The 24068-nt window shown below is 41.2% G+C and carries 19 protein-coding genes; 10 read left to right on the top strand and 9 right to left on the bottom strand.

Annotated features, from left to right (window positions below):
- Window positions 1-69: 69 nt before the first annotated feature.
- The 9 genes from R2S08_RS22180 to R2S08_RS22140 all read left to right on the top strand — a co-directional run bounded on the left by R2S08_RS22180 (window position 70) and on the right by R2S08_RS22140 (window position 13422).
- Window positions 70-4128, top strand: a complete 4059-nt coding sequence (locus tag R2S08_RS22180) for a SusC/RagA family TonB-linked outer membrane protein (RefSeq protein ID WP_316837193.1) — start codon at window positions 70-72, stop codon at window positions 4126-4128.
- A gap of 101 nt (window positions 4129-4229) precedes the next feature.
- Window positions 4230-5678: a RagB/SusD family nutrient uptake outer membrane protein gene (locus tag R2S08_RS22175; RefSeq protein WP_316837192.1), complete on the top strand. Its 1449-nt coding sequence runs from the start codon at window positions 4230-4232 to the stop codon at window positions 5676-5678.
- A gap of 71 nt (window positions 5679-5749) precedes the next feature.
- Window positions 5750-7135: a BT_3987 domain-containing protein gene (locus R2S08_RS22170; protein WP_316837191.1), complete on the top strand. Its 1386-nt coding sequence runs from the start codon at window positions 5750-5752 to the stop codon at window positions 7133-7135.
- A 107-nt stretch (window positions 7136-7242) separates the two neighbouring features.
- Window positions 7243-8205: a discoidin domain-containing protein gene (locus tag R2S08_RS22165; protein ID WP_316837190.1), complete on the top strand. Its 963-nt coding sequence runs from the start codon at window positions 7243-7245 to the stop codon at window positions 8203-8205.
- A gap of 72 nt (window positions 8206-8277) precedes the next feature.
- Window positions 8278-9192 (top strand): serine protease, encoded by a 915-nt coding sequence (locus R2S08_RS22160; RefSeq protein ID WP_316837189.1) that lies wholly within the window; start codon window positions 8278-8280, stop codon window positions 9190-9192.
- A 119-nt stretch (window positions 9193-9311) separates the two neighbouring features.
- The gene (locus R2S08_RS22155; RefSeq protein ID WP_316837188.1) at window positions 9312-10409 is read left to right on the top strand and encodes a TlpA disulfide reductase family protein; all 1098 of its coding nucleotides are present in this window, start codon (window positions 9312-9314) and stop codon (window positions 10407-10409) included.
- A 7-nt stretch (window positions 10410-10416) separates the two neighbouring features.
- Complete coding sequence (locus R2S08_RS22150; protein WP_316837187.1) at window positions 10417-11439, top strand: TlpA disulfide reductase family protein; 1023 nt, start codon at window positions 10417-10419, stop codon at window positions 11437-11439.
- Window positions 11440-11607: 168 nt separating this feature from the next.
- Window positions 11608-12717 carry a TlpA disulfide reductase family protein gene (locus R2S08_RS22145; RefSeq protein WP_316837186.1) on the top strand — a complete coding sequence of 370 codons (1110 nt, stop codon included), beginning with the start codon at window positions 11608-11610 and terminating at the stop codon, window positions 12715-12717.
- Window positions 12718-12966: 249 nt separating this feature from the next.
- Window positions 12967-13422, top strand: coding sequence for a sensor histidine kinase (locus tag R2S08_RS22140; protein ID WP_316837185.1), 456 nt, complete (start codon window positions 12967-12969; stop codon window positions 13420-13422).
- A gap of 483 nt (window positions 13423-13905) precedes the next feature.
- Here R2S08_RS22140 and R2S08_RS22135 read toward each other — a convergent pair whose 3' ends face one another.
- From R2S08_RS22135 to R2S08_RS22110, 6 genes are all read right to left on the bottom strand, one after another.
- A complete protein-coding gene (locus tag R2S08_RS22135) occupies window positions 13906-14487 on the bottom strand; it encodes a YdeI family protein (protein WP_316837184.1) in 582 nt (193 codons plus the stop codon).
- A gap of 24 nt (window positions 14488-14511) precedes the next feature.
- Entirely contained in the window at window positions 14512-15078 is a 567-nt protein-coding gene (locus R2S08_RS22130) for a DUF4256 domain-containing protein (RefSeq protein ID WP_316837183.1), read from the bottom strand.
- 10 nt (window positions 15079-15088) lie between these two features.
- Window positions 15089-15466 (bottom strand): DoxX family protein, encoded by a 378-nt coding sequence (locus tag R2S08_RS22125; RefSeq protein ID WP_316837182.1) that lies wholly within the window; start codon window positions 15464-15466, stop codon window positions 15089-15091.
- A 5-nt stretch (window positions 15467-15471) separates the two neighbouring features.
- Entirely contained in the window at window positions 15472-15939 is a 468-nt protein-coding gene (locus tag R2S08_RS22120; RefSeq protein ID WP_316837181.1) for an SRPBCC domain-containing protein, read from the bottom strand.
- A 1-nt stretch (window position 15940) separates the two neighbouring features.
- The gene (locus R2S08_RS22115; protein WP_133784257.1) at window positions 15941-16261 is read right to left on the bottom strand and encodes an ArsR/SmtB family transcription factor; all 321 of its coding nucleotides are present in this window, start codon (window positions 16259-16261) and stop codon (window positions 15941-15943) included.
- Between the two features lie 101 nt (window positions 16262-16362).
- Entirely contained in the window at window positions 16363-17271 is a 909-nt protein-coding gene (locus R2S08_RS22110) for a hypothetical protein (protein ID WP_316837180.1), read from the bottom strand.
- A gap of 429 nt (window positions 17272-17700) precedes the next feature.
- Here R2S08_RS22110 and R2S08_RS22105 point away from each other — a divergent pair, with 429 nt between their 5' ends.
- Window positions 17701-19470 carry an ABC transporter ATP-binding protein gene (locus R2S08_RS22105; RefSeq protein WP_316837179.1) on the top strand — a complete coding sequence of 590 codons (1770 nt, stop codon included), beginning with the start codon at window positions 17701-17703 and terminating at the stop codon, window positions 19468-19470.
- A gap of 350 nt (window positions 19471-19820) precedes the next feature.
- Here the strand turns inward: R2S08_RS22105 and R2S08_RS22100 are convergent, their stop codons facing one another.
- The 3 genes from R2S08_RS22100 to R2S08_RS22090 form a co-directional block, all read right to left on the bottom strand.
- Window positions 19821-22310 (bottom strand): outer membrane beta-barrel protein, encoded by a 2490-nt coding sequence (locus tag R2S08_RS22100; protein WP_316837178.1) that lies wholly within the window; start codon window positions 22308-22310, stop codon window positions 19821-19823.
- Between the two features lie 15 nt (window positions 22311-22325).
- Window positions 22326-23351: a FecR family protein gene (locus R2S08_RS22095; RefSeq protein WP_316837177.1), complete on the bottom strand. Its 1026-nt coding sequence runs from the start codon at window positions 23349-23351 to the stop codon at window positions 22326-22328.
- A 93-nt stretch (window positions 23352-23444) separates the two neighbouring features.
- Window positions 23445-24059 carry an RNA polymerase sigma factor gene (locus R2S08_RS22090; RefSeq protein ID WP_316837176.1) on the bottom strand — a complete coding sequence of 205 codons (615 nt, stop codon included), beginning with the start codon at window positions 24057-24059 and terminating at the stop codon, window positions 23445-23447.
- Window positions 24060-24068: the final 9 nt, after the last annotated feature.

The raw sequence follows: 24068 nt of genomic DNA, 5'->3' as shown, positions 1-24068 counted from the left end.
CCTGGCCGGTATTGCCTGCAATTATGTCAATAAACTTAAATCTCAAATCAACTTAACAAAGGCAGTCAAATGTATAAAAATTATACTAATAACAAACCCCCTATTGGGGGAGGAAGCAATATATTATTAAATATCCACTGGCTGGTGCTGGTGTTGATTGTAATAATTATGCAGTTGGGCACGACGGCATCCGCCCAAAAAATTACATTAACAGTTAAAGGAGCTTCACTGAAAAGTGTATTTACCGAATTACATAAACAAAGTAAGTACCACTTTCTGTATACGAATGAACAGCTTCGAAATGGGAAACCTGTTACGATCAACGTTAACTCGGTGGAATTAAAAATTGTCCTGGATCAGGTATTCAGTAATCAGCCATTAACTTACACCATTAACGGCAAGTCGGTAGTAATTCAGGCGAAACTGGTTGGCATGGTAGAAAAGCCAATTGTTGCCCCTGTTAATAAGGCTGTAATCCTACCCGTCACCGGCGTTATCCATAATGCCTCAGGAGCGCCGCTTGAAGGAGTATCTATCCATGTAAAAGGATCGACTCTTGGTACCGTTACTGGCATTAATGGGCATTTTTATCTTGAGTTACCTAATGATGCAGTCTTGCTGCATATTACTTGTATAGGCTACATACCGATAGAAATAGGTTTTCGAAAAACTGCCGATGGTTATACTGCCTATACTACTACAAAAGACCAATCCCAATATTTGAACGTCATTCCGGGCCATACGGGGGCCTTTTCACTGCATTTACAAAGTAGTGAAACTACACTTAGCAAGGTAATAATTAAAGTAGACAAACCTTTGGGCACCACCGTTGACCTGGTGCACCGAAGCCACCTTAACCTGGCGCAGGTGCTGGATGGCAGTGTGCCGGGCCTTACGTTAAAACAAAGTATTACAACAACTTCGCCGGCCTTTTTTGGCCGTAATGACAGTGGTGTCGGGGATTTAGGCAATTTGCAGGATAATTATAATTATAATAAGAGTAAATATCAGGCAGACGGTTATCCTGACTTTAACAGCTGGCTAAAAAAATTACAGTCTGACCCTAAAGTCAGCGTCACAACAGGCACAGTCACAACCAATAATGGACTGGTACCCGAGTTGCGGGGGGCCACTACCTTTACAGGTAATACCTCTGGTATGTTGGTGGTTATAGACGGATTTGCGCAGGATGGTTTTCCTTCGAATTACCCTATGAGCAATGTAGCTTCTGTAGAGGTGATCAGAGATCCGGTTGAGCTTATTAAATGGGGCCCAAGGGCAACAGGAGGCATTGTTATGGTGACCACCAAAGGTGCCCAAGCCGGCAAACTACAAGTAAACTACAGTTCAAACTACTATTATAATGGTCCGCCTGACAACAGCGCCAAAAAGCTACAATTGGCTTCCACAGCTGATGTGCTGAGTTATTATAAAGAGCAGGTTGTTAAAGGGCTTGCAAGCTATATACTTTCAGAAACAGCTCCTAGTGGGCTTAAACCAGCGCAACAGTTGCTATATGATTTGTACCACAGTGGCGGAGATCTTACAAACCAGACACCGGCCTTTATGAATGATTGGGATGCCCTGTTCAGGCTTTCTAACCGCGGCCAGCTACGTTTGCTACAACAGAACGCCTTTAGCCAAAACCAGAACCTAATGCTTTCGGGCGGCAGTAAGGCTTATCGTTTCTCAGTAAACGGCACTTATGGAAATACCACTGGCAATAACCTTGGCAGCAACTCGCGCAACTTGGGTTTAAACCTCCAAAATAACCTCTCGTTGTTCCAGAACAAATTTCGGTTATCATGGTTACTGAACGGTTCCAGTTCAAAGAGCCAGGCCGGTGCAGCAGATAATGGCCAAAACCTTGACCCCTACCAGATGCTGCTTAACCCGCAGGGCGGGTATGTGTATAATTATTCGGTAACCACTCCTGATCAAAATAAAGCGTTGGCCGCCCTGGGTTACCCAGGTTACGGTAACAACGCACTGCAGGACGCAAGAGAAAACAGCAGTATCTCTAAAACATTCACTATCAACTCCCGGCTTAACCTTAATTGGGAGCTGGCTAAAGGCCTCAGGTGGTCTACATCATTCAATTACATTAATAATACAGGCAGCAATAGTAATCTGGAGGGGGCGGCCTCCAGCCAGGCCAGGATGCTCGTAAGTAATTATGGGGCGCCGGTTTATAACGATCCTGCCAAACCGGGTATTGCTACCGGCGTTGACTATTATGTTCCGCCAGGGGCTATCTTTACCAAAAGTACCTCCAGCTCCAAGAGCTGGGACCTTCGCTCCGGGCTGAGCTATATCCATAATTTCGATGCCAAAAATGTATTAAGCGCTACGCTGGGAACAGCAGCCTCCAGCGTGGTAACTACCAGTACGCCATATCCTGCCATTTATGGCTATAATGCACAAACCGGCGAGGGGCTGCCTTTCTTGATGGCTCCTGCAGGCGGTATAATCAATTATTTTGGCGTATCGGAATACTCTTCAACCCTGCATATCCCTGGCCTGAATGGTTTTACCACTACCCGAAATGTAGCTGTAAACGGAAGCCTCAATTATGATTATGATAACCGTTATTCACTTAGTACTCAATATGGCGCTGTTTACGTACCTGAATTCGGCTCTACTCCCCCCTATTCGGTAACAGCAAATTATTCAACCACAGGCTCCTGGCGGGTGAACAGGGAGCGCTTTTTCAAACTGCCCTGGATCAGTACCCTAATGTTGTCGGTTACTGCAGGCGAAATGCGGGTATCTAAATTACCACCTGCGATAACTGCCAGCCGTACTCAACAGTCCGACTGGAATAATGCCTTTATTTATGTAACGGGGTTTGATTTTTCTCAGCAGAACGGGCAGGTAGTGCGTAATGTAGGCGGCTCTGCACAATTGGGGCTTTGGCATGATATCTTTTACCTGCAGGCCGGTTATAACCACCCTTCTACAGGAGGAAACCAGTTAAGCGGGCTTGTAAGGTATAATATAGCCAAAGAGCCTTGGTTTCATGTACGCGGCATCAGCAGCCTTACAGCTGATGTTTCGCTACAGGATATCAGCGCCACCCAGGCCCTGGCCATTATGATGGGCACCAATACGCCCAACAGCGGCGGCGGCTTTAGCACGGCTACCAACACCAATTTCTCTCTGTTGCCACCTGATACGCGCAATATAGAAGCACACCTGACACTGGGCCTGGATCGTGAACGTTATATCATTGATCTACGCTATTACCGCAAAAGCAGCAGCGGATATTCAACCGTTAATGCTCCTACTGATCCTACTTCCGGAGTTAGCACACACTCTACTTACAACCAGTTGCTGAACAAAGGGGTAGAACTGTATCTGCAGGCCAAACTAATCAAACACCGTGATTTTAACTGGACGGCAACCGTTACCGGGGCTTATAATATGAACCTGTCCCTGGGTGTGCCAATGGTTAATTTTTCGCAAGATGTTTCTTATATGACGGCTGTCCGTAGTGGCTACAGCCTGGACAACCTTTGGAGCTTTAAGTGGGCTGGCCTTGACAACCAGGGCAATCCCCAGGTGTACGATGCACAGCATCGGAAGGTAACGGTATCATCCACTACTCCGCTTGATGCCTCATATATGACATACAGCGGAAAAACCCGGGCACCGTGGTCGGGCGCGTTGATCCAGGAATGGGACTACAAAAACTTCTTTATAACCGCCAGGGTAGTGGTGAACCTTGGTAATGTGATGCGCACGTACATTCCGGTTGCGGGTCCAACTATGGATAACAATTATCTGATTGCGGACCGCTGGAAAAAACCAGGGGATGAGGCGTATACTGATATCCCCGTTATGGCGCCAACTGATTTGACACGTACCCTGGTGATACAGAACTCCAGCAACAGTATCGTATCGGCAGATAATATACGGCTGCGAGAGGTACAGTTGGGTTACGAACTGCCGGAAAAACTGCTCAAAGGCAGCTTTATAAAAACGATGAGTATTTCAACAGAGATGGAAAATATAGCCCTGTGGACCCGAAACAAGCTGGGCGTTGACCCCAACGCTATCAGCAGTACTGGCATAATGAGCACCTCGCTACCAAAACAATATGTACTGAGTTTAAATATGAGTTTTTAACCACCGGCCCTCCTCAGGGGGGCCGGCATAAAGCGAAATTATAACAAATAATGCATTGTCAACGATACTTTACAATTATCAAATAATTAAAAAAAAATAATATGAAACGCTATTTTGTCTTTTTATTCTGCCTCATCGTGGTGATTATGTTGGGTGCAGGCTGTAAAAAATTCCTGGACGTTAACCCGAGTACCAACGCTCAGGTAAGCCCGCGTTCTGCAAAGGATTTTGAACAAATACTTAATAACAGTGCTCTGGCCACGCCAAACTACCTGGTTGCCGACCTGATGGGTGATGATATTATGCTGGGTGATGCCTTAGCTACGTTAGACCCCAGTGCCTACAATACCAAGGCCTACAATTGGGACGCCACTGTATGGGGTGCTGCCGACGTTGACTTCATGTACGATAATTCATACCGGATGATCCTGCAAATGAACATCGTTGTGGACAACATTGATAAGGCCGATAGCGGCACAGTGCAGCGGAAGAATATTATACGCGCCCAAGCTAAAATTAACCGGGCCTATTATTATTTCCAGTTGGTTAATCTCTATGGTAACGGCTACCAGGCAGCCACCGCCGGAACCGACCTTGGTGTTCCCTTAGTATTACACGCGGGTGCCAGCATGGAAACTAAACGGACAACTGTACAAACGGTATATGACCAGATACTTTTGGACCTGCAGGATGCAGTAAATAACACAGATCTGCCCGATTTTGGGGTAGATGTGATCCATCCTGGCAGGGCAGCGGCCTTGGCCATGCAGGCCAGAGCGTACCTTTATATGGGGAACTACGAAAAAGCGCTGGCTGCGGCAACTCTTGCCCTGAACATCAAAAGCACCCTGTTGGATTATAACAAGTTCAGCTTCGTGTCTTCGTATTACCCTTCTTATGGGATAAATAACAAACCTTTTACCCTGAAAGATCAGGTAAATAACCCTGAAGTTTTGTTTGCAAGGGTTTGTACTGAAATCGCATTCAAAAATAAATATTCCACATCCCCTTGGATCAGTGATGATTTGGCTGCTCTTTTTGGACCGTCGGATTTAAGATTCATTTTTAATTTCCCACCTAATGATTATGGCCAGGATGTTAGCCGTTTAAAATATTTTCTCTATAATAACAGGAGCACGATGATGTTTGATTACAATATTGGCGTGCCTGAGATGATGCTGATAAAGGCGGAGTGCCTTGCGCGCCAGGCCAATGCTGATGTGGCAGGCGCTTTGACTTTGCTTAATCAATTACGTAAGTACCGCTTTACCCCGGCAAAGTATGTACCGCTTACAGGTACTGATGCCACCGCGGTTTTAAAGCTGGTACTTGATGAAAGAAGAAGGGAATTGTTTCAGCACGGCGGCATACGGATATTTGATTTAAAAAGATTGAATACGGATAGCCGCTTTAAAGTGGATCTTACTCGGGTTTCTGATGTAAGCGGTAAGGTTATAGCCACTTTACCTGCGGGCTCGCCCCGGTACCTGGTTCCTTTCGCCCCAATGATCATTGCTAATAATCCATCGATCATTCAAAATAACCGATGATACAAATTTGGCATAAACCACAGTGATTGCCTTATACTACAAAAGGATTTAATTATAAAAAAATTACAAACATGAAAGTTTACTCATTAATAGCAGTCTTGTTTTGCACTTGTTTGCTCTCCTGCAAAAAAGACAAGCTGAATTCCGACAGTTTGGCCTACGTAAGCCAAAGTGTGTCCCTTTATGATGAAATTCCTGTCTGTTCAGCGACGGTGATTCCTAATATGAATTATGCTGTAAAAAACAGGATAAAAGGTTTCCCGGCCCTGCTTGCCAGCCAGTTTAGTGCTGATGTGACGGTAACTGCAACTATAAGTACAGATAAAAAACTGGTTGAGGCATATAACAACCTGAACCATGATCATTACCCTGCGCTGCCAGAAAACTTATTTAAAATTGTGGGTAGTGGACAGGTTGTAATTAAAGCTGGGCATACCCGCTCTGTCGATTCCATTCAGGTGCAGCTAAACAATTTCACAGGTTTACCAACAGGTATCCAGACTTATGCAGTACCTGTAGTGCTCCAAAGCTCTACAGCAGGTGCTGTACTGGCCAGCAAGTTAATGTTTATTCTTTTTACTATCTCCTCTAACAATCTCGTTGTTTCTATTGCTGATACTTCTGGTAACAAGGTAATAAGCGTGGCCCTATTCAATAACAGGCTAGGTAATAACCTTGCCAATATGAATATATTTGGATTCTTGAATTCAGCTATTTTACAGTCGGCGCAGGTGAGTTTGGAGGGTGCTGATGCCTCCTATGTAAACGCGTACAATACTGCGAACAATACCAATTACTTACCATTCCCTTCGGGCGCATATCAATTACCGCAGGGAAGTGTTACTATTCCTGCACATACATTGGTTTCAACCAATGGCATACCGGTGCGGCTACCCGATTTATCTTTATTTACGGTAGGAACTACATATTTATTAGCTGTCAGAATCAAAGACAACGGTATCATTGGAATACCGCAGATTAATGCAAGCAATGGCAGCAATATCATGTATGTAGCCTTGACGGTTGGCGTAAATAACATAGATGCAAGTAATAGTGGTCTTAACGGCACCACTATGGACCGTACCAAATGGAATATTACTACCAATGACACTTATCCTGGTTACCCTGAGGCAAACATGTTGGTTGGGGATACTACCACTACCAAAGGCTGGTTTTCCTCAGGCGGTAAAAATCCAAAGCTAGTGTTAGATATAGGAGCATCAAATACGGTAAAAGGATTTAATCTTTTTCCTTTTTATTCTGCCATTACCGGTATTACACTAGAATACAGCACCAATGGGGCAGTATTTAAACCGCTTGGTTACTGGGTGGGGAATGGATCTGCTAATACCCAGACGATTAAATTCACAACTCCCGTTACCGCCAGATATTTTAAGTTCATAATTACAGGCGCGCCTCACTATGTGGGCATAGCTCAATTGAATGGGATTAATTAGTATTAATAATCCATTTATCATTCAAAATAACCGATAATATAAATTTACATAAACAACAGTGATTGCTTTATGCTATAAAAAGATTTAGTTATTAAAAAAATAAAAACATGAAAATTTACTCAGTAATATCGGTTTTGCTTTGCACCTGTTTGCTCTCCTGCAAAAAAGACAAGACGGACCCCAACAACGTTTTGGCCAGCACAGCCAAAAATTTGTCCATTTATGATATGATCCCTTACGATTCTTATACGGTGTTGTCCCCTGTTGGGACTGTGAAGGATAGTATAAATAACGGCTTTGCGGCCTTGCTTGCCAGCAAGTTCGGTTCTGATGTTGTATTAACGGCAAGTATAGATACCAGTATGGCGCTCATTAAAGCATATAATAGCCTGTACCATGTTAATTACCCTGCCCTGCCCAGAGGCTTATTTAAGGTTAAGGGAGGTGGCCAGCATATCATTAAGGCCGGGCAAACCCGATCGGTCGATTCCATCCGGGTACAGATAGCCAATTTCGCAAATTTACCGACAAGTAGCCAGGAATATGCAGTACCTGTAGTGCTCCAAAGCACTACAGCGGGTGCTGTGCTGGCCAGCAAGTTAATGTTTGTACGATTTAAGCTTGCCATTATTTATAATGATATAGACCAGACAAATAGGGGCCTTATCGGCACTACTATAGACCGTTCCACATGGAGTGTTACATCCAATAACCCAGGAGGTGATTATGCCCCTGCATCGAATATGTGGGATGGGGATAATAACACATTTTGGCTTACATCCGTCAGCAATCTGCCTGAATCTTTTGTATTGGATATGGGTACATCCAATACTGTAAAAGGATTTACTTATGTGGCCCCTTTTGGCGGATATTATGATGTTACCGGTATGACACTAAAATACAGCAATGATGGGGTAGTATGGAAACCAGTTGGTGACTGGGTGCGGGCTCAATCCGGGGATCCGATCAAATTCATAAACCCCCTTACTGCAAGATATTTTAAATTCATAGTTACAAAAGCATCAAACAGATATTATGTGGGCATCGCTGAACTGAATGGGATCAATTAGTATTACTAAGCACCAGCTTACTATTCAATCTGGAATAAATTTTAATTAAATATAAAATAAATTATAAAAAAAATGTACAAATCAACAACATTATATCATCTATTATTAATCACTTTTTGTTTTTCATGCAGTTTTGCTTTTGCACAAAATAGTGAAAAGGTAAACTACGTGAATGAGAATCAATTTAGAAAACAACTTATAGAAAAGGCAGAATATTTACTAAAAACTAAACAGCATAAAAGCTTCGCACAAATTGAGGAAGAAGCTCTTCAACTAAAGGAGAATACACAAAGTTCAGAAAAAGTAAATTTAACCAAGCCGACGGCAAACAAAAAATTAGAGGGTAATGTGCTGTTTAACTCTTGTAAACCAGGCGTTCTCAGCATAGGAAGAAGTTATAAATGTGGCGGTTGCGATCTAACACATACGGTGATGTGGGCTTCGGCATTTGCTATATCAGAAGATGGTGTGTGTGTTACCAATTATCATGTTTTACATGATTACATTACCAAAGATGATAGTACTAAAGATAAAGACAACTTCTATTTTGTTGGCACCTCAGATGGGCATGTTTACCCGGTTGAAAAGATCCTGGCTTACTCAAAAGACGGCGATGCTGCTATTTTTAAAGTAAATACAACCGGTAATAAATTAAAGACATTACAATTAGGAGAACCGGCAGAAACAGGTTCAGCAGTGAGGGCTATTACAAACCCAACAGACATACTTTACTATTATACAGAGGGTGTAGTGTCAGGTAATATACAGGAGGGTGGTGAATATTCGAAAAGGATGAAAATTACCGCAGATTATGCAGCAGGATCAAGCGGGGCGCCTATCCTTAATCAATATGGGCAAGTAATAGGTATGGTTTGTACTACCTCGGATGTTTATTATGAGCCTGCGAAGGAAAAGTGGCTGCAAATGATTGTGAAATATACTATTCCGGTTTGTACTATAAAATCATTGATCAATTCAAAAAGCTGAAAGAACTTTTAACGTAAAAATTGCGCAGGAGATACTGCCTTTAATTCAGTTTCTAATCAATAAATAAACGAAAAGTGAAAAATACCATAAAAATTTTAGGGACGATCATAATAATTTTGATGCCCGGTTTACTGCTGGCACAAAGCGGTAAGTACACTATAAACGGAAAAATAGGGAAGTTATCCGCTCCGGCAAAAGCTTACCTCGTGTACGAACGTACGGTAGATTCTGCTTTAATTACCAACGGAAACTTTAGTTTCACAGGTAGCATAAGCAGCCCCACATTAGGATGGCTTGCCATCGATAAAAATGGCACGGGTATTCGTACAGGTACCAGTATTGAACTTTATCTGGAACCGGCTACAATAACCGTAGTTAGCCCGGATTCATTAGCAAATGCCAAAGTTACCGGCGGCCCCATCAATGCTGATAAAGACAGGTTAACAATAGCGTTGGCCCCTTTTATGAGAGAAAGGGAGGCAATGAATAAGGAGTACGGAGCAGCATCAGCAGAAAAAAGAAAATCAAAGGAGTTTGTAGATTATACCAACAAGTGGGCAGCTAAGCTTCAAAAACAACAGCGGGCTATTTACTTCACCTTTATTAAGGTTAACCCCAATTCATGGTTCAGCCTTGAGGCACTTAGAAGCATTGCAAAGACCATACCTGATTCTGTTGCAAAAATTGAATCCGTTTTTAATTCGCTTTCAAAAAGTGTGCGGTCAACTTATATGGGTACTTACTATGCGGAACAAATCGCAGAGATGAAAAAAACACCCATTAAAGATTCTATTTTGGTTCCTTATACAGCACCCGACTTTACACAATCAGACACAACAGGTAAAGCGGTATCGCTGCATGATTTTAAAGGCAAGTATGTATTGGTTGATTTTTGGGCCAGCTGGTGCGGGCCATGCCGGGCTGAAAACCCTAACGTAGTTAAGGCTTATAGTAAATACAAGGATAAAGGACTTAATATTTTGGGTATTTCGCTTGATGGAAAAAGTCAAAAAGCTGCTTGGATTAAGGCCATAAATGATGATCATTTAACCTGGACACAGGTATCTGATTTGCAAGGCTGGGGTAATGAGGCTGCTATGCTATATAAGGTGCGGGGGATACCGCAAAATTTCCTGGTTAACCCGGAAGGAAAGGTAATTGCAGAAAACCTCAGGGGGGATGATTTGGAAAATAAATTGGCCGAATTGCTAAAATAAAGATAACATGAAAAATACCATAAAAATTCTGGGGACGATCATAATAATTTTGATGCCCGGCTTATTACTGGCGCAAAGCGGTAAGTACACCATACATGGAGAAGTAGGGAAATTATCCGCGCTGGCGAAAGCTTACCTGTTTAACGGTAATAACCAACCTGATTCTGTATTAATTAAAAATGGAAATTTTAGTTTTAGAGGTACCATAGCAGATCCCTGCAGAGCAGCTCTGATCATCAACGACAAAGGCACTGGTCCTAGGGCAAGTACCCGTAACCGAATTGACTTCTACCTGGAACCGGCAACCCTAACCGTGATTAGTCCGGACTCATTGACAAATGCCAAAGTTACAGGGGGGGCGCTCAATGCTGATAATGCCCGGCTAACTAAAGCTTTGGCTGAAGCAACTCGGGGAATTACACGAAAAGATGTTTACCTGGCATTTATAAAAGCTAATCCCAACTCGCTAATCAGTCTTTTTGCACTGGTAGATTGCGAAGGCCTCATACCTGATGTTACAGAAGTTGCACCCGTTTTCGATTCGCTTTCAGAAAGTGTGCGGGCAACTAAGGCGGGTACCGCATACGCGGCATATATTATAGAGATGAAAAAAGTTGCCATAAATACATTGGCACCCGATTTTACACTATCAGACACAGCAGGCAACGCAGTATCGCTGCATGATTTTAAAGGCAAGTATGTATTGGTTGATTTTTGGGCAAGCTGGTGCCATCCATGCCGGGCCGAAAATCCTAACGTAGTTAAGGCCTATAGCAAATACAAAGATAAAGGACTTAATATTTTGGGTGTTTCGCTTGATAGGGAAAGTCAAAAAGCTGCTTGGATTAAAGCTATAAATGATGATCATTTAACCTGGACACAGGTATGTGATTTAAGCAATGAGGCCACTAAACTATATGTGGTGCAAGGTATCCCGCAAAATTTCCTGGTTGGCCCCGACGGTAGGATTATTGCCAAAAATCTTCATGGTGATGAGTTGGAAAATAAATTGGCTGAATTGTTAAAATGACAAACCCAACAGGGAAGATCATAGGGCGATGCGTGACAGCTCTGATAATATGGAAGATGATTGGGACAAAAAGCCGAATTAGATTTTTAACAAATAAATAAACACATAATGCAAAATAGTATGAAAGTTTTAGGTGCAATAATAATAATAATAATAATAATAATAATAATGGCTATAATTCCCGGCTTATTACTGGCACAAAGTGGTAATTACACCATAAACGGAAAAGTAGGGCACTTATCCGCTCCGGCGAAAGCTTACCTGATTCATAATGGTTTCCTACCTGATTCTGCTTTAATTACCAAAGGGGAATTTAGTTTTACAGGTACTATAACCGACCCAACGAGAGCAATCCTGATCATTAGCAATAAGGGCACAGGTATTAGTACAGGTACCCGTATTGACCTTTACCTGGAACCGGCAACTATAGCCGTTGTTAGTCCGGATTCATTGGCAAATGCCAGAGTTACCGGTGGCCCAATAAATGCTGATAACGCCAGGTTAACAATTGCGTTGGGCTCTGTTAATGAAAAAATAGCTGAGCTGAATACGGAATGGCGTACTGCGTCAGAAGAAAAAAGAAAATCAAAGGAGTTTAGAGGGTATATCAATAAGTGGAACGATCAGCTTCCAAAACAACAGAAAGCTATTTACTTAACCTTTATTAAGGCTAACCCTCATTCATTAATCAGCCTTTTTACGCTGGAAAATTACGTAGACTTCATGCCGGATTTTGTTGCAGAAATTGCAGAAGTTGCAGAAGTTGAAGCCGTTTTTAATTCGCTTTCAGAAAGTGTCCGGTCAACTGAAATGGGCGTTGCTTTCGTAGCAAACATCGCAAAAAGAAAAAAAACCGCTGTCGGCGTAATGGCACCCGACTTTACACAATCAGATACAGCAGGCAAAGCGGTATCGCTGCATGATTTCAAAGGCAGATATGTGTTAGTTGATTTTTGGGCCAGTTGGTGCGGGCCGTGCCGGGCTGAAAACCCTACGGTACTTAAAGCTTATGGTAGATACAAGGATAAAGGACTTAATGTTTTGGGTGTTTCGCTTGATGGAGAAAGTCAAAAAGCGGCCTGGATTAAAGCGATAAACGATGATCATTTAACCTGGACGCAGGTATCTGACTTAAAAGGCTGGAGGAATGAAGCGGCACAATTGTATTTTATTGGGGCAATTCCCCAGAATTTCCTGGTTGGCCCGGACGGCAGGATCGTTGCCAAAAACCTTATGGGTGATGAGTTAGAAAAGAAATTGGCTGAATTGTTAAAATAAAGCATAACTGATCAATCCTTAGCCTCCTTTGATAACGACAAGCAATTCCAGAACGAGTAACCTCATGAGTTAAAGACACCAACTTCTTCTATTAAAATGAGTTTGAAATTAATGGATGATGAACATGTAGGAACGATGAATGAGGAACAGAAATAGCGGATACAGCACATTAAAGATGATTATGGGTGTCTGCTGAAAATTACGAATGACCTGCTTGATCTGTCGCAGGTTGAAACAGGAAATCTGCAATTGAACTTTGCGAAGACTGAACCCTGCAAGATTGCCATCTATGCGATGGATGCGGTTAGGTTCCAGGCAGAACAAAGTTCAGTAGAACTGGAGCTGATCAGTAAAAACAACTTGTCCAAAGTAAATGTAGATATAGAAAAAATAGCTTGGGTATTGGTCAATTTTCTATCTAATGCCATACGCTATAGTTCAGAAAAGTCTAAAATAGTTGTCCAGGTTCTTGAGAAGGAAGGAAGCATAGAATTCTCTGTACGTGATTTTGGGAAAGGAATTGAGGAACAATACCAAAAAAGATTATTTGACCATTATTTCCAGGTTCCAACGGATGGGAATAATAAAACGGGATCAGGCCTTGGATTGGTTATACCTAAGGGCTTTATAGAAGCAGAAAATGGAGAGATGTGGATGGAAAGTGCGATTGGGGAGGAGGTGTGTTTTGTTTTCGATTACCTCTAGCCGGATAATGTTTGATATATCGTAACTAAAATAGTTCAAAAAGCTAATCGCATAGGAGAGATAGTAACGGTCTTTTATTGAATGAAAGAATTTGAACTATAAGATGCAAAAGCACTTACAGGAATGTATCGTTTTTATTTAAAGTTTATTTTGCAGGATGACACCAAAAAACTATCTTTGAGTCATCAAATAAGCAGTTATTTATACTTTACTATCGGACGATAGTTATACAAGTTGATAAAATGGTTTAAGCTGATTTGATTTGAAATAAACTATGCCCTAATCTACACCCTGATGTTTCATGGGGTTGTAAGTTATTGAAAATAAGATATTTAAAACATAGGTAAGGCATCCTGCCACCCCGACTTAAAAAAAGCCTTTAAATCTTAGATTTAGAGGCTTTTTTATTTTCATATAATTCCACCAAAAACACATAAGTACAATTGAACTCTGCTTAAGGAACGGAATTAATCCGATCCATAATTACTCGTCGTTTAAACCCTTTCCATTAAGGATTTGCGGCATATATTTCTCTACTCTCGCCTCGCGGGTTTTGGATTGTTTAGGAGATGAAAAATGAAGAAGATAAGCTCTTTGCCGCCCAGGTGTCAATCCATAAAATGCGGTTTTTAGAGCAGGGATCTGATCTAATTTATGCTGGAATTCTTTAGAAACAACAAACTCTTCCGTCTTTTTAAGTTCAACTTTCAAACCAGCCTTTTCTACCTCGATAGCCTCATAGATATAAGCCTTTAGGGTCGATTTCATTTCCAGGATTTCCAGAACATTGGTAAACCGGACTTGACGTGCTGCCTGCACATTCTTAGATTGTTGAATTAGGATGCCATCGGGATCCTGCAGTAACGCCCCTTTGAAAAACAGCAATGCACAATATTCTTTAAATACATGTATCAAAACAATGTTGTCATTCTGAAAGGTATAACAAGGACAGCCCCATTTGAGCTCTTCTCTCAGTCCACAATCTAGCGCAATCGTTCTTAATTGCTCCAGTTCTTCCTGCCATGCTTTGGCTTCGCTAAAATAAAAATCAACTTTTGGGTTCATCGTAGTAAACTGATTATTTTAATTTTAAACCTTTAACGAACCACGAAATCCTCTCGCAGCATAATAAGAATCGGCTCCATTGTGATACGTAAAAACAGTATTATAGCGGCGATCGCAAAAGATCGCTCCACCTAGTTTTCTAATATCAGCTGGTGTTTTCACCCAACTTGAAGTTTTTGCATCAAAATCACCCAGTTTCTGCAACTCCCGATATTGTTCTTCTGACAACAGATCAATCCCCATTGCAGCCGCCACATCCAACACGTTATTCTCTGGTTTATGTTCTTTTCTTGCCTCCAATGCTTTCCTGTCATAACAAAGACTTCTACGACCTTTAGGGCTTTCAGCCGAGCAATCATAAAAAACGTACTCACCCGTTTCTTTATCACGACCAATTACATCCGGTTCTCCTCCGGTCCTTTCCATTTCATAAAGCGACCATTGCTTCTCAGCATTAGCCTCTAATTTCATTTGCAGATCAGTCCACTCCAAATCATTATGACGGTTCATATTTTTTTCAAAACGGGCTTTCAAAGTTTGGAATAGATGCTCAAGCTCTTCTTGAGACAATTCGTTTTTCATGTGGCTCATATTTTATTAATTAACTAAAAATAACTCTTCTGCTTGAAGGCCTGAAATACCAGGAAACGATGGTTAAGACAAGTAACAATATTGGTCCAAAAAACTCTTTAGCTCCATCCCCAACAGCCAGATGAGAAAAGACAGCGCCAGACATTGCAAAAAAGAACCCCGCATACGCCCATTCCTTCAGTAACGGCAACTTAGGCATAAGCACAGCCACAACACCAAGAATTTTCCAAACCCCAATTATAGTTAGAAAATAGCGGGGATAGCCTAAAAGAGCAATCTTCTCCACCTCCTCTTTCATCTTTAATAGCTGAACAATTCCAGTCGACACCATCCCCAGGGCGAGCCAGATCGTAGAAATCCAGTAGATGATTTTATTTGATTTATTCATGATCTTTATTTTGATTTATTTAAAATGTCTTGCAATCGGCTATGAGCCATATTTATACCCTGAGCAAACGGCAACCGCAGCATACTGTCTCTAAGTTCAACTGATTTATATACAACATGCATAGCGAGCTTACTGGTTTCTTTGCTGAGTTCTTCAAATTTGAGAAACTCGAGCTGCACACCAAAAGGGGCATTTTCCATTTCGAATGTCCGGGTGATCTGTTGATTCGTAACGAATTCATGAATAACACCATTTGCCCGAAATACAACATTTCCCTTGTTATCGCTGGTTTCAAATTGATAACCTCCATGTTTTCTATTTTCAAGCTTTAACACCTTTGTTCCCATCCATTGCTCCACAATATCCGACTCTTCATAAGCCTTAAAAAGCAACTCCAGTGGCAAATCAAATTCCCTGGTAATCATCAAATCTTGCCTGCCTTCTTCGGCATTAATTTTTGTTTTCTGTTCCATGCTATTTGCTTTTATATTCTTTCATTATACTTTCTAATGTGTTAAATCTACCTTCCCACATTTGCCGGAATGGCTCAATAAAATCAGCAACCTCTCTCATTTTTTTTGCGTTAATGTGATAGTGAATCTCTCTGCCATTTTGTTCTTGTTTAAGCAATTCGCACGCTGTAAGTATTTGCAAATGCTTTGAAACTGTTGGTCTTGCAGTATCGAAATTTGCAGCTATTGCCCCTGCTGTCAAAGACTGCGAAGCCACCAACAGAAGTATAGCCCTTCTTGTCGGATCTGCTATCGCCTGAAATACATCTCTTCTTAAATTCATTATGTAGCTATTTGACTACAAATATAAACGTAGTCATTTAACTACGCAAATTTTATTTATTTTTTTGTGTCGATTTAAAACAACAGACCAGAAAAACAATATTAATTTAGTTGATCCTGAAATATATTCGTCTCTATATCAGGAATGGAGATAACAACTCCCCAAACAAAAGAAAACAAAATATAGGATAAAATAACCCACCATAATTTATCCCCTGATCTGGATTCAAAAGGCTCAAACTTTCCCTCAAAGACGAGAATATCTTTCAATTTTAAACCATAACCATTATTTACAGCCGCTAAATAGCCACCATACGATCGGCCCTCATTAATCTGTTCGAAATAATTAAAATTTCGAAAATCCTTATCCTGAAACATTTTCTGGCTGTCTTTGTAAAAATCTTGAGTCCGGTCTTCTTTTATATCCGAACGAAGCCCATTAGGCATCTGGATTTGATATTTAACTCCAAACCAAAGTCTCGGCAATTCCACAGGGTTATTTTTCCCATTATAGATCGGACAAATAAAATAAACTGAGACATTTAGAGTGTCATTATGCCACCCACTTAAATTACTATTGCTATACCAGGAAGCATTTTCTTTATCAACAAAGTAGCTTTTTACATTAAAATACTTCTCTGGTAATTTAGAACGCACATCGTCTATTGTTTTTAAGTAATTTAATTTTCCAACTGCAGTAATTAAATACTGTTGAGCAAAAATAGTAGGAATACATAATCCAAAGGCTGCTATCAAGAAGTAAAGCATAGGAACATTTCCCCTAGTCTGATACAAGGAAAGTAAATTGATTCGTAAGTTTATAAAAATTAAAGCGGGTATCCAGCACAAAAGTACAGGTAAGGCAATCGTGACCAAGAGTCTAGAAGGAGAAAGCAAATTTAGCTTCATCACCAAAAACCAATGTAAGAAAGTATACAATACCATAAACATCAGGCTTATTATTACATAAGGAATGAACAGAAATCTAAACTTTATTTGAGCGTCAGTCATACCATGTAAATATAATGAAAAGCCCTATTCCTCACAGGAATATGATCGCATCAAAGCCAGTCTTTGTTCGGCATAAAAAAATTTAAAAAAATTTGCATGTATTAAAAAAACTTTTCTACCTTTATACCCGAGAGCGTTAATTTAATGGAAAGGGGCCGAGTCGCTAGACTTCGGTCCTTTTTCTATTTACACAACAGCCAAATCCCCTGCATTTAATTACAAATACTTAACTTCCTACTATAACCGGACTCTACCTACCGCATACCATGTGCACACCATGCTCATACCTCAGTCGCAAAAGCCCCCTGTATTTGCGAACAAAGTATGAGTTCTCTATACATCTGGTCTCTATTTGCCCATACTTAATCTTCGCCCCCTAAAGGGATTGATTTTTGTTGTAAACTCAGTAACGCTATAATCCGCGGGACGATGAAAACACTTTGGAAATACCTAAAACCTCATAAAAGACTTATTTTCTTGTCTCTTCTCTTAGCTGGGGCAGCTCAACTACTCAGCCTGGTCGATCCTTTAATCTTTGGAAAAATTGTAGACAATTATGCCAGCAACCCTAAAGGACTTTCCGAAAAAGAACTTATCCAAAGTGTAGTTTACTGGCTGGGCATTGCAGTCGTAATTGCCCTGCTCTCTAAATTCTTTAAGTCTTGCCAGGAATTCCTCACCAGAAAAACCGTTGCACAATTCGGCATGCATATTTTCAACGATGGCCTGAAACAAACCCTCCGCCTCTCCTTTCAGGAGTTTGAGGAGAACAGAAGCGGGACAACTTTATCGGTATTGCAAAAAGTAAAAACAGATGCAGAACGTTTTGTCAACTCCTTTATCAATGTACTTTTTTCCTCTCTGGTGGGCACTGGTTTTCTACTTTGGTATAGTATCAGCAAAAACTGGATGCTTATTCCAGTCTTCTTTATTGGTGTAGTGGTCCTTGGTTCCCTTACAGGACTGTTATCCCGAAAAATCAAGACCGTTCAGCGTCAGATTAACCGTCAAACGGATGCACAAGCCGGAGTCATCACTGAAAGCCTGCGCAATATAGAATTGGTTAAAAGCCTCGGATTAACTTTTCCGGAAATCAGACGTTTAAATGAACAAACCCTAAAAATATTCAAACTGGAGATGTTTAAGGCAAAGAAAGTAAGCCTGCTTTCTTTTTTACAGGGAGCAACCCTAAACATCCTCAAACAATCCATCTTATTTATCCTTCTTTGGCTAATTTTCCGGAGAGTACTCAGCACGGGAGAATTAATTGCCATGCAGTTTATTTCCACAGCCATTTTTGGACCATTACAGGACCTGGGAAATATGATCCTTCAATACAGGGAAGTAGATGCCTCCATCCGAAATTTCGACAAACTTATGAATAAACCAACAGAGCGGCGACCGGAAAACCCGATAGCCATTGGTCCGCTGGAGAACCTAAGTTTTGAGAATGTTGTCTTCCGTCATAAAACAGCCGATTACAATGCTATAGACAACATCTCCTTTGCTGTTAAGACAGGACAAACTATTGCCTTTGTAGGGCCTTCGGGCTCCGGTAAATCGACTCTGGTTAAATTGCTTGTTGGCCTGTATACCCCAGTAGAGGGCAAGATTTTCTTTAATGATGTCTATTCTACAGATCTGCGTTATAACCCTTTAAGAAGACAGATTGGCTTTGTTACCCAGGACACGCAATTGTATGCGGGAACCATTAAAGAGAATATGCTTTTCGTTAAACCTTCCGCAACAGATGAAGAGATTAGCGAAGCACTCCGGAAAGCTTCCGCTTCCGGATTAATTGCAAAAGCATCACATGGCGTAAATACGATGCTTGGAGAAAATGGCATGAAACTTTCCGGAGGAGAAAAACAAAGAATTTCCATCGCCCGTGCCCTGCTGCGTCAGCCCAGGCTATTGATTTTTGACGAAGCTACATCTGCACTGGATTCTCTAACTGAAGAAGACATTACCACCACCATTCGTGAAATTTCAGCAAGCCGGGAACAAATGACCATTCTAATTGCACACCGGTTATCTACGGTGATGCATGCTGACATCATCTATGTGCTGGAAAAAGGTAAGATAGCAGAAACAGGCTCCCACGATGAACTGCTACTCCAAAAGGGGCTATATTATGCCATGTGGCGACAACAAGTGGGAGAAAGAAGATTCCACCCGCTACCTGAAGAAACAGAATAAACAGCTATTCAGTAACGAACACTATGACTGTTCGAATACGAACAGTCATAGTCCAAAAACCGCCTTTCTAAAGCATCAGACGAGTTTTATATCTTTTGGCACAACTATGGACTTAGGGGTGATAACAATTAGAAATCACATGAAAGCAATTTTATTCATCCCGGTCTTATTCATCACGTTCCACACGGCTGCACCTCAAAATTGTCAGGGAAAAAGGACCTGCACTTCAATTGCCGTTCCAGTCAAGCCCGCAGTTTCAAAAGGCAATTTATCGGGAGAAGGTTGCATTCCAGGATGGATGCTCAATATGTTCCGTAACTTAGGACCACTGGGATAATTCTATGTTCAAATTAAAGCCGCTTCATAGCATCTTCATTTCCGAGTTGTTTCCTTGGTGATCTAACGCTCGTTTTGCCGAATTTATAGGTAAAACCAATGTTCCCCCTTCTACTGTCTGAATTGGTTACATTATGAATGCGGTACGATCCAAATGTACGATCAGAGGCATAGTCATTTCTTTTAAAGATCAATTCATTTCCCCCAATCTGAAGCTGACCTCTTCCAGAGAACAGCCCGATCAATATGGAAGCATTCACATTTTTATAGCCACTAAAATGAGTTAGGTCCTGAACATAGCCTGTCCAGTAATATGCATCAATTTCAAATTTCAATCCCTTTGAGAACTGGAAGATATGTGCTGATTTAAAATCAGAATGAAAAGCAGAAAGAGAATAAACTGCATTAAGAACACGGCCTTCCGTTTTATTATACCCTATAATTGTGCCACTGTTCTGTGTTTCCCACCAGGAGTTGATCTGCAAAGGGAAGTAGAGGTTCATAGAATAGTCGTAGGCTCTATCCAGGTTTTGCCTGGAGAAATAGGTCAGCTTAGTATCAGGGTCTTCTTTTACAGGAAACAGAGCAATCATACCCGATGTTGAGGTATAGCTCACAGACAGATTTACTTGATGAAGCGTTGTGCTTACCGAAAAGATATTGTCGTAAGATGGCTTTAACGCAGGGTTTCCTTGTTCAACAGTATACCTGTTTAGAAATACCGCATACGGGAGTAATTCGCTGTAACGCACCCTGCTAATCGTTCTTTTGTAAGAAAAGGCAAAACTCTGATCGTCCTTAATGTTGTGCTGATAAGATACCGTTGGAAAAAGGTTGAAATAATGCTGCTTGAAAACACTAAGGAACTCTGCAGTGGTTTCTTCTGCCCGTATACCTATCTGTAATTCATCAGATTTCCAGTTTTTTAAAAGTATACCATAGGCGCCCGCGATTGATTCCTTAAGATTGTTATCACTGGAATAAATCGGTACCGGAACAAATTGTCCATTACGGTTCTCCAGATAGTCGATCTCATTTCTGGAATCTGCCTGCTGATATTTCAACCCTGTTTCCAGTTTCCATTTCCGGTTAAAGCTATGCACAAAATCCAGCTGACCAATATAAACTTTGACATCTGAAATGTTAGTGGTCTGATAGTCCGGCGGCGTACTTAAAATTTCACCTGCACCATTCTTGAGGACAGATGGGAAATACTGCTGCAAATTGCGCCTGGCAGGTGTGTAAGTAGCAAGCACAGTCAATTCATTTTTGCCTGAATCAGTCAGCAAATGATAATTCAGGTTAAAATTGCAGGAATAACGCGGCATACGGAATGTGCCCTCAGTAAATAAAACAGAATCAACAGCTGGTGTCCCCGACTTCATAAAAGCATTTTCAGTAGGCCATGAGCCCTTTGCATTACCTGTGTCACCATCGGCAACGAAACCGATGGTTTGCCCCTTCCCGAGTTCAAGATCTGCCCCGGCGCGAAATGAATACGCATTGAGGTGCAACAAACGCTTCCAATTGTTCGTTAGAAATTCCGTTTGATTGGTTAACCCTATACTCCTTTCTTCCTGAACAGAAAACAAATTATCTTGCCGGATAAGACCCACAGTACCGAAGAGCGTTAATGCTTTATACTTATACGCAAGCGAAGAGTTAAGTGCAACAGCACCGTATTTCCCCGTTGAAGCGTCTGTTCTTATATTACCTGTAAACCCTTCAATCTTACTTTTTTTAGTGACTATATTGATTACAGCACCATAAGTACCGTCATATTTAGCAGAGGGCTGGGTAATTAATTCAATTTTCGAAATATTCCCTGCAGGGAGGCTTTGGAGAATATTCAGCAGAGAGGATTCCGGAACCGGCTTATTATCAATCAGCACCATCGTATTTTTTCCCTGAAGGCTAATGGCATTTTCTGCAGAAACCTTTACAAAAGGAGCCGTTTTCAATAGCTCAATAGAATTTCCAGCAGCCATAGCACTATTTCCCACATTGTAGACCAGCCGGTCTGCCCTGGTTTCTACAACAGCCTTATTGGTCGTGATGCTGACTTCTTTCAGTAGGTTCGGCGCAGCCTGATTGAACAAGGTGTCTGTTTTATAATCCGCACGCCCGGCAGTATCTAATATATGGCCTGACTGGACCTCTGCTTTAGAATTGTATTTTTTATCTCCAACAGGGAATATAGCATAGTTTTTTTGATCAATTCTAGACCAACGGAGCTCAACTTGTATTAAAAGACCAGTTAATACCCGTTCAATTTTTTGAGTTTTCAGGCTGTCTGCACTGAAATTTATCTTTTTGTTTCCAACGTGGATCTCTTCGTACAAAAAATTCACCTTAAAATGTGCAGTGATCTGCTTCAGGGCATCGCTCAGAAGAATGCGTTTAGAAGGTGTCGTTTGGGCAAGAATTGATTCATTACCTATGATACAGGCACAAAGAAGCATATAAAAGGCAATCAAGCCTCTCTTTCTTTTTAAAATTTTCATAAAAATTTGGGTCACTTATTTAATAATCAGCTGATGGGTTGATGGATTTTTCTCTATTTTAATTCCGAGAGAGGCAGATAGTGCTTTAAATAAAACATCTTCAGAACTAGAAGAAAAACTACCTGAAAGTTTTCGCGTTGCCAGGACAGGGTCTTTTAAAACGACAGTATAACCATAATTCTCTTCAATCATACCAAGCACCTCTTTTAATGGTGTGTTGTTGAGATGGAGCTCTCCTGTGCTCCATGCGGTATAATCCCCGACATGAATGGTTTTTTTGATCATCTGATGAGTCCTGTCCCGATATTCCGCCAACTCCCCTGGCAGCAACCTGATTTCAGAATTACGCGTTCCAGCTACGCCTATGCCAACTTTACCAGTTACAAGAGCTACTTTTATCAGTCCCCTTCTGTTTTTCACATTAAATGAAGTACCTAATACCTCCACATTGAGTTTCCTGGCATGTACGATGAAGCGTTCACCTTTCTTTATCAGCCCAGATTGGTGCAAATGTTTTACCTTAAAAAAAGCTTCTCCTTCAATCCAAACCTCTCTTGGTTCTTCCTTATCCCACTTTTTTGCGTAATGCAGGCTGGAATTGGCATTCAAGATCACCACAGACCCATCTGGCAGAGTCAAAGTTTTGCGCTGGCCAAATGCAGTACGTTCCTCGTGTTTTTGATTCTGGAAGTAAAAGAAAAGTCCAGCTCCCAGCATCCCGAGCAGGAATACTGCAGCAGCAGACCGCATCCAGAAAGAAAACTGACGGACAGTTCTTTTAACCGGCGCCATTTCGCTCTTGATCTTTTGCCAGAGCAATTCTTTTTCCTGGCCATTCATATAGTCGCTTTTAAAACGAAGTGATGATATGAATAGCCTGGCCTCCTTTATAACAGGTATCAATTGCGGGTGCTGTTCCTGGATCTGAAGCCAGAACTGATCAGCTGTTTGGTCGGCACCGGTTACCCAAAGCACAAAACCGGGATCATTTATAAAATCTTCCAGCGTACGGGAACTAAAATCAGCAGATGGTTTATCCATAATTGTCTCTTTTCAATCCGATTAGCTGAAAAACTTTTTTTTTACCCCATACCCAGGTTACTTTTTTTTAAAAAAATCATAACCAATTGTTTTTCAATTAAATAATTTCAAGTAAAATATAGATAAAAGGACCGCAAGATCTTCGCGCGACAAATGTTCCCTCAAAAACCCGAGTGAACGCGCCATAATTTTATAAGTTGCTTTTACAGAAATCCCCATCACATCTGCAACTTCATCGTAGCTGAGGTTTTCGTTGAATTTCAGAAAGATTGCTTCCCGCTGGCGGTCAGTCAACTTTGAAACAGCCTTTTCCAAACGGCGTTTCAGTGCTTCGTTCTGTTCAGCCGAGATGATCGAATCCTCCATATTCAGAACGACCGAAAATGCATAATTTTCTGCTTCCTGGTATTCCTCGTTTTTTTGTAATAAAGCTGCTTTTTTAAAAACAGAATGCCGGAAAGATTTGAAAAGGTAATTTTTAACGTCTGATGGATGATTAATAAAAGTCCTCCTTGTCCAAAGGTTCACAAACAGTTCCTGGATGCATTCCTTAATCAGATCTTTATCTGCTGTAAATTTTGAACCGTAATTGTACAGCGGGTTAGAATATAACTTATAGAGCATCTCCAAACCGTCTGGATTTCCATTTTTGAGGGACAACCAGTATTGTTTTTCAAGAGATAATTGTGAGGGCTTATGGATCTGCAAATCTTTTTT

Source organism: Pedobacter nutrimenti (assembly GCF_032678445.1).
Classification (GTDB): domain Bacteria; phylum Bacteroidota; class Bacteroidia; order Sphingobacteriales; family Sphingobacteriaceae; genus Pedobacter; species Pedobacter nutrimenti_A.
Note: the sequence above shows the minus strand (reverse complement) of the source record. Positions and strands in the feature narration are given on the sequence as shown.

Excerpts from the sequence above, each read along its gene's own strand:
- R2S08_RS22180 (WP_316837193.1), top strand. The coding sequence starts at position 70 with ATGTATAAAAATTATACTAATAACAAACCCCCTATTGGGGGAGGAAGC.
- R2S08_RS22175 (WP_316837192.1), top strand. The coding sequence starts at position 4,230 with ATGAAACGCTATTTTGTCTTTTTATTCTGCCTCATCGTGGTGATTATG.
- R2S08_RS22170 (WP_316837191.1), top strand. The coding sequence starts at position 5,750 with ATGAAAGTTTACTCATTAATAGCAGTCTTGTTTTGCACTTGTTTGCTC.
- R2S08_RS22165 (WP_316837190.1), top strand. The coding sequence starts at position 7,243 with ATGAAAATTTACTCAGTAATATCGGTTTTGCTTTGCACCTGTTTGCTC.
- R2S08_RS22160 (WP_316837189.1), top strand. The coding sequence starts at position 8,278 with ATGTACAAATCAACAACATTATATCATCTATTATTAATCACTTTTTGT.
- R2S08_RS22155 (WP_316837188.1), top strand. The coding sequence starts at position 9,312 with ATGCCCGGTTTACTGCTGGCACAAAGCGGTAAGTACACTATAAACGGA.
- R2S08_RS22150 (WP_316837187.1), top strand. The coding sequence starts at position 10,417 with ATGAAAAATACCATAAAAATTCTGGGGACGATCATAATAATTTTGATG.
- R2S08_RS22145 (WP_316837186.1), top strand. The coding sequence starts at position 11,608 with ATGGCTATAATTCCCGGCTTATTACTGGCACAAAGTGGTAATTACACC.
- R2S08_RS22135 (WP_316837184.1), bottom strand. The coding sequence starts at position 14,487 with ATGAACCCAAAAGTTGATTTTTATTTTAGCGAAGCCAAAGCATGGCAG.
- R2S08_RS22130 (WP_316837183.1), bottom strand. The coding sequence starts at position 15,078 with ATGAGCCACATGAAAAACGAATTGTCTCAAGAAGAGCTTGAGCATCTA.
- R2S08_RS22125 (WP_316837182.1), bottom strand. The coding sequence starts at position 15,466 with ATGAATAAATCAAATAAAATCATCTACTGGATTTCTACGATCTGGCTC.
- R2S08_RS22120 (WP_316837181.1), bottom strand. The coding sequence starts at position 15,939 with ATGGAACAGAAAACAAAAATTAATGCCGAAGAAGGCAGGCAAGATTTG.
- R2S08_RS22115 (WP_133784257.1), bottom strand. The coding sequence starts at position 16,261 with ATGAATTTAAGAAGAGATGTATTTCAGGCGATAGCAGATCCGACAAGA.
- R2S08_RS22110 (WP_316837180.1), bottom strand. The coding sequence starts at position 17,271 with ATGACTGACGCTCAAATAAAGTTTAGATTTCTGTTCATTCCTTATGTA.
- R2S08_RS22105 (WP_316837179.1), top strand. The coding sequence starts at position 17,701 with ATGAAAACACTTTGGAAATACCTAAAACCTCATAAAAGACTTATTTTC.
- R2S08_RS22100 (WP_316837178.1), bottom strand. The coding sequence starts at position 22,310 with ATGAAAATTTTAAAAAGAAAGAGAGGCTTGATTGCCTTTTATATGCTT.
- R2S08_RS22095 (WP_316837177.1), bottom strand. The coding sequence starts at position 23,351 with ATGGATAAACCATCTGCTGATTTTAGTTCCCGTACGCTGGAAGATTTT.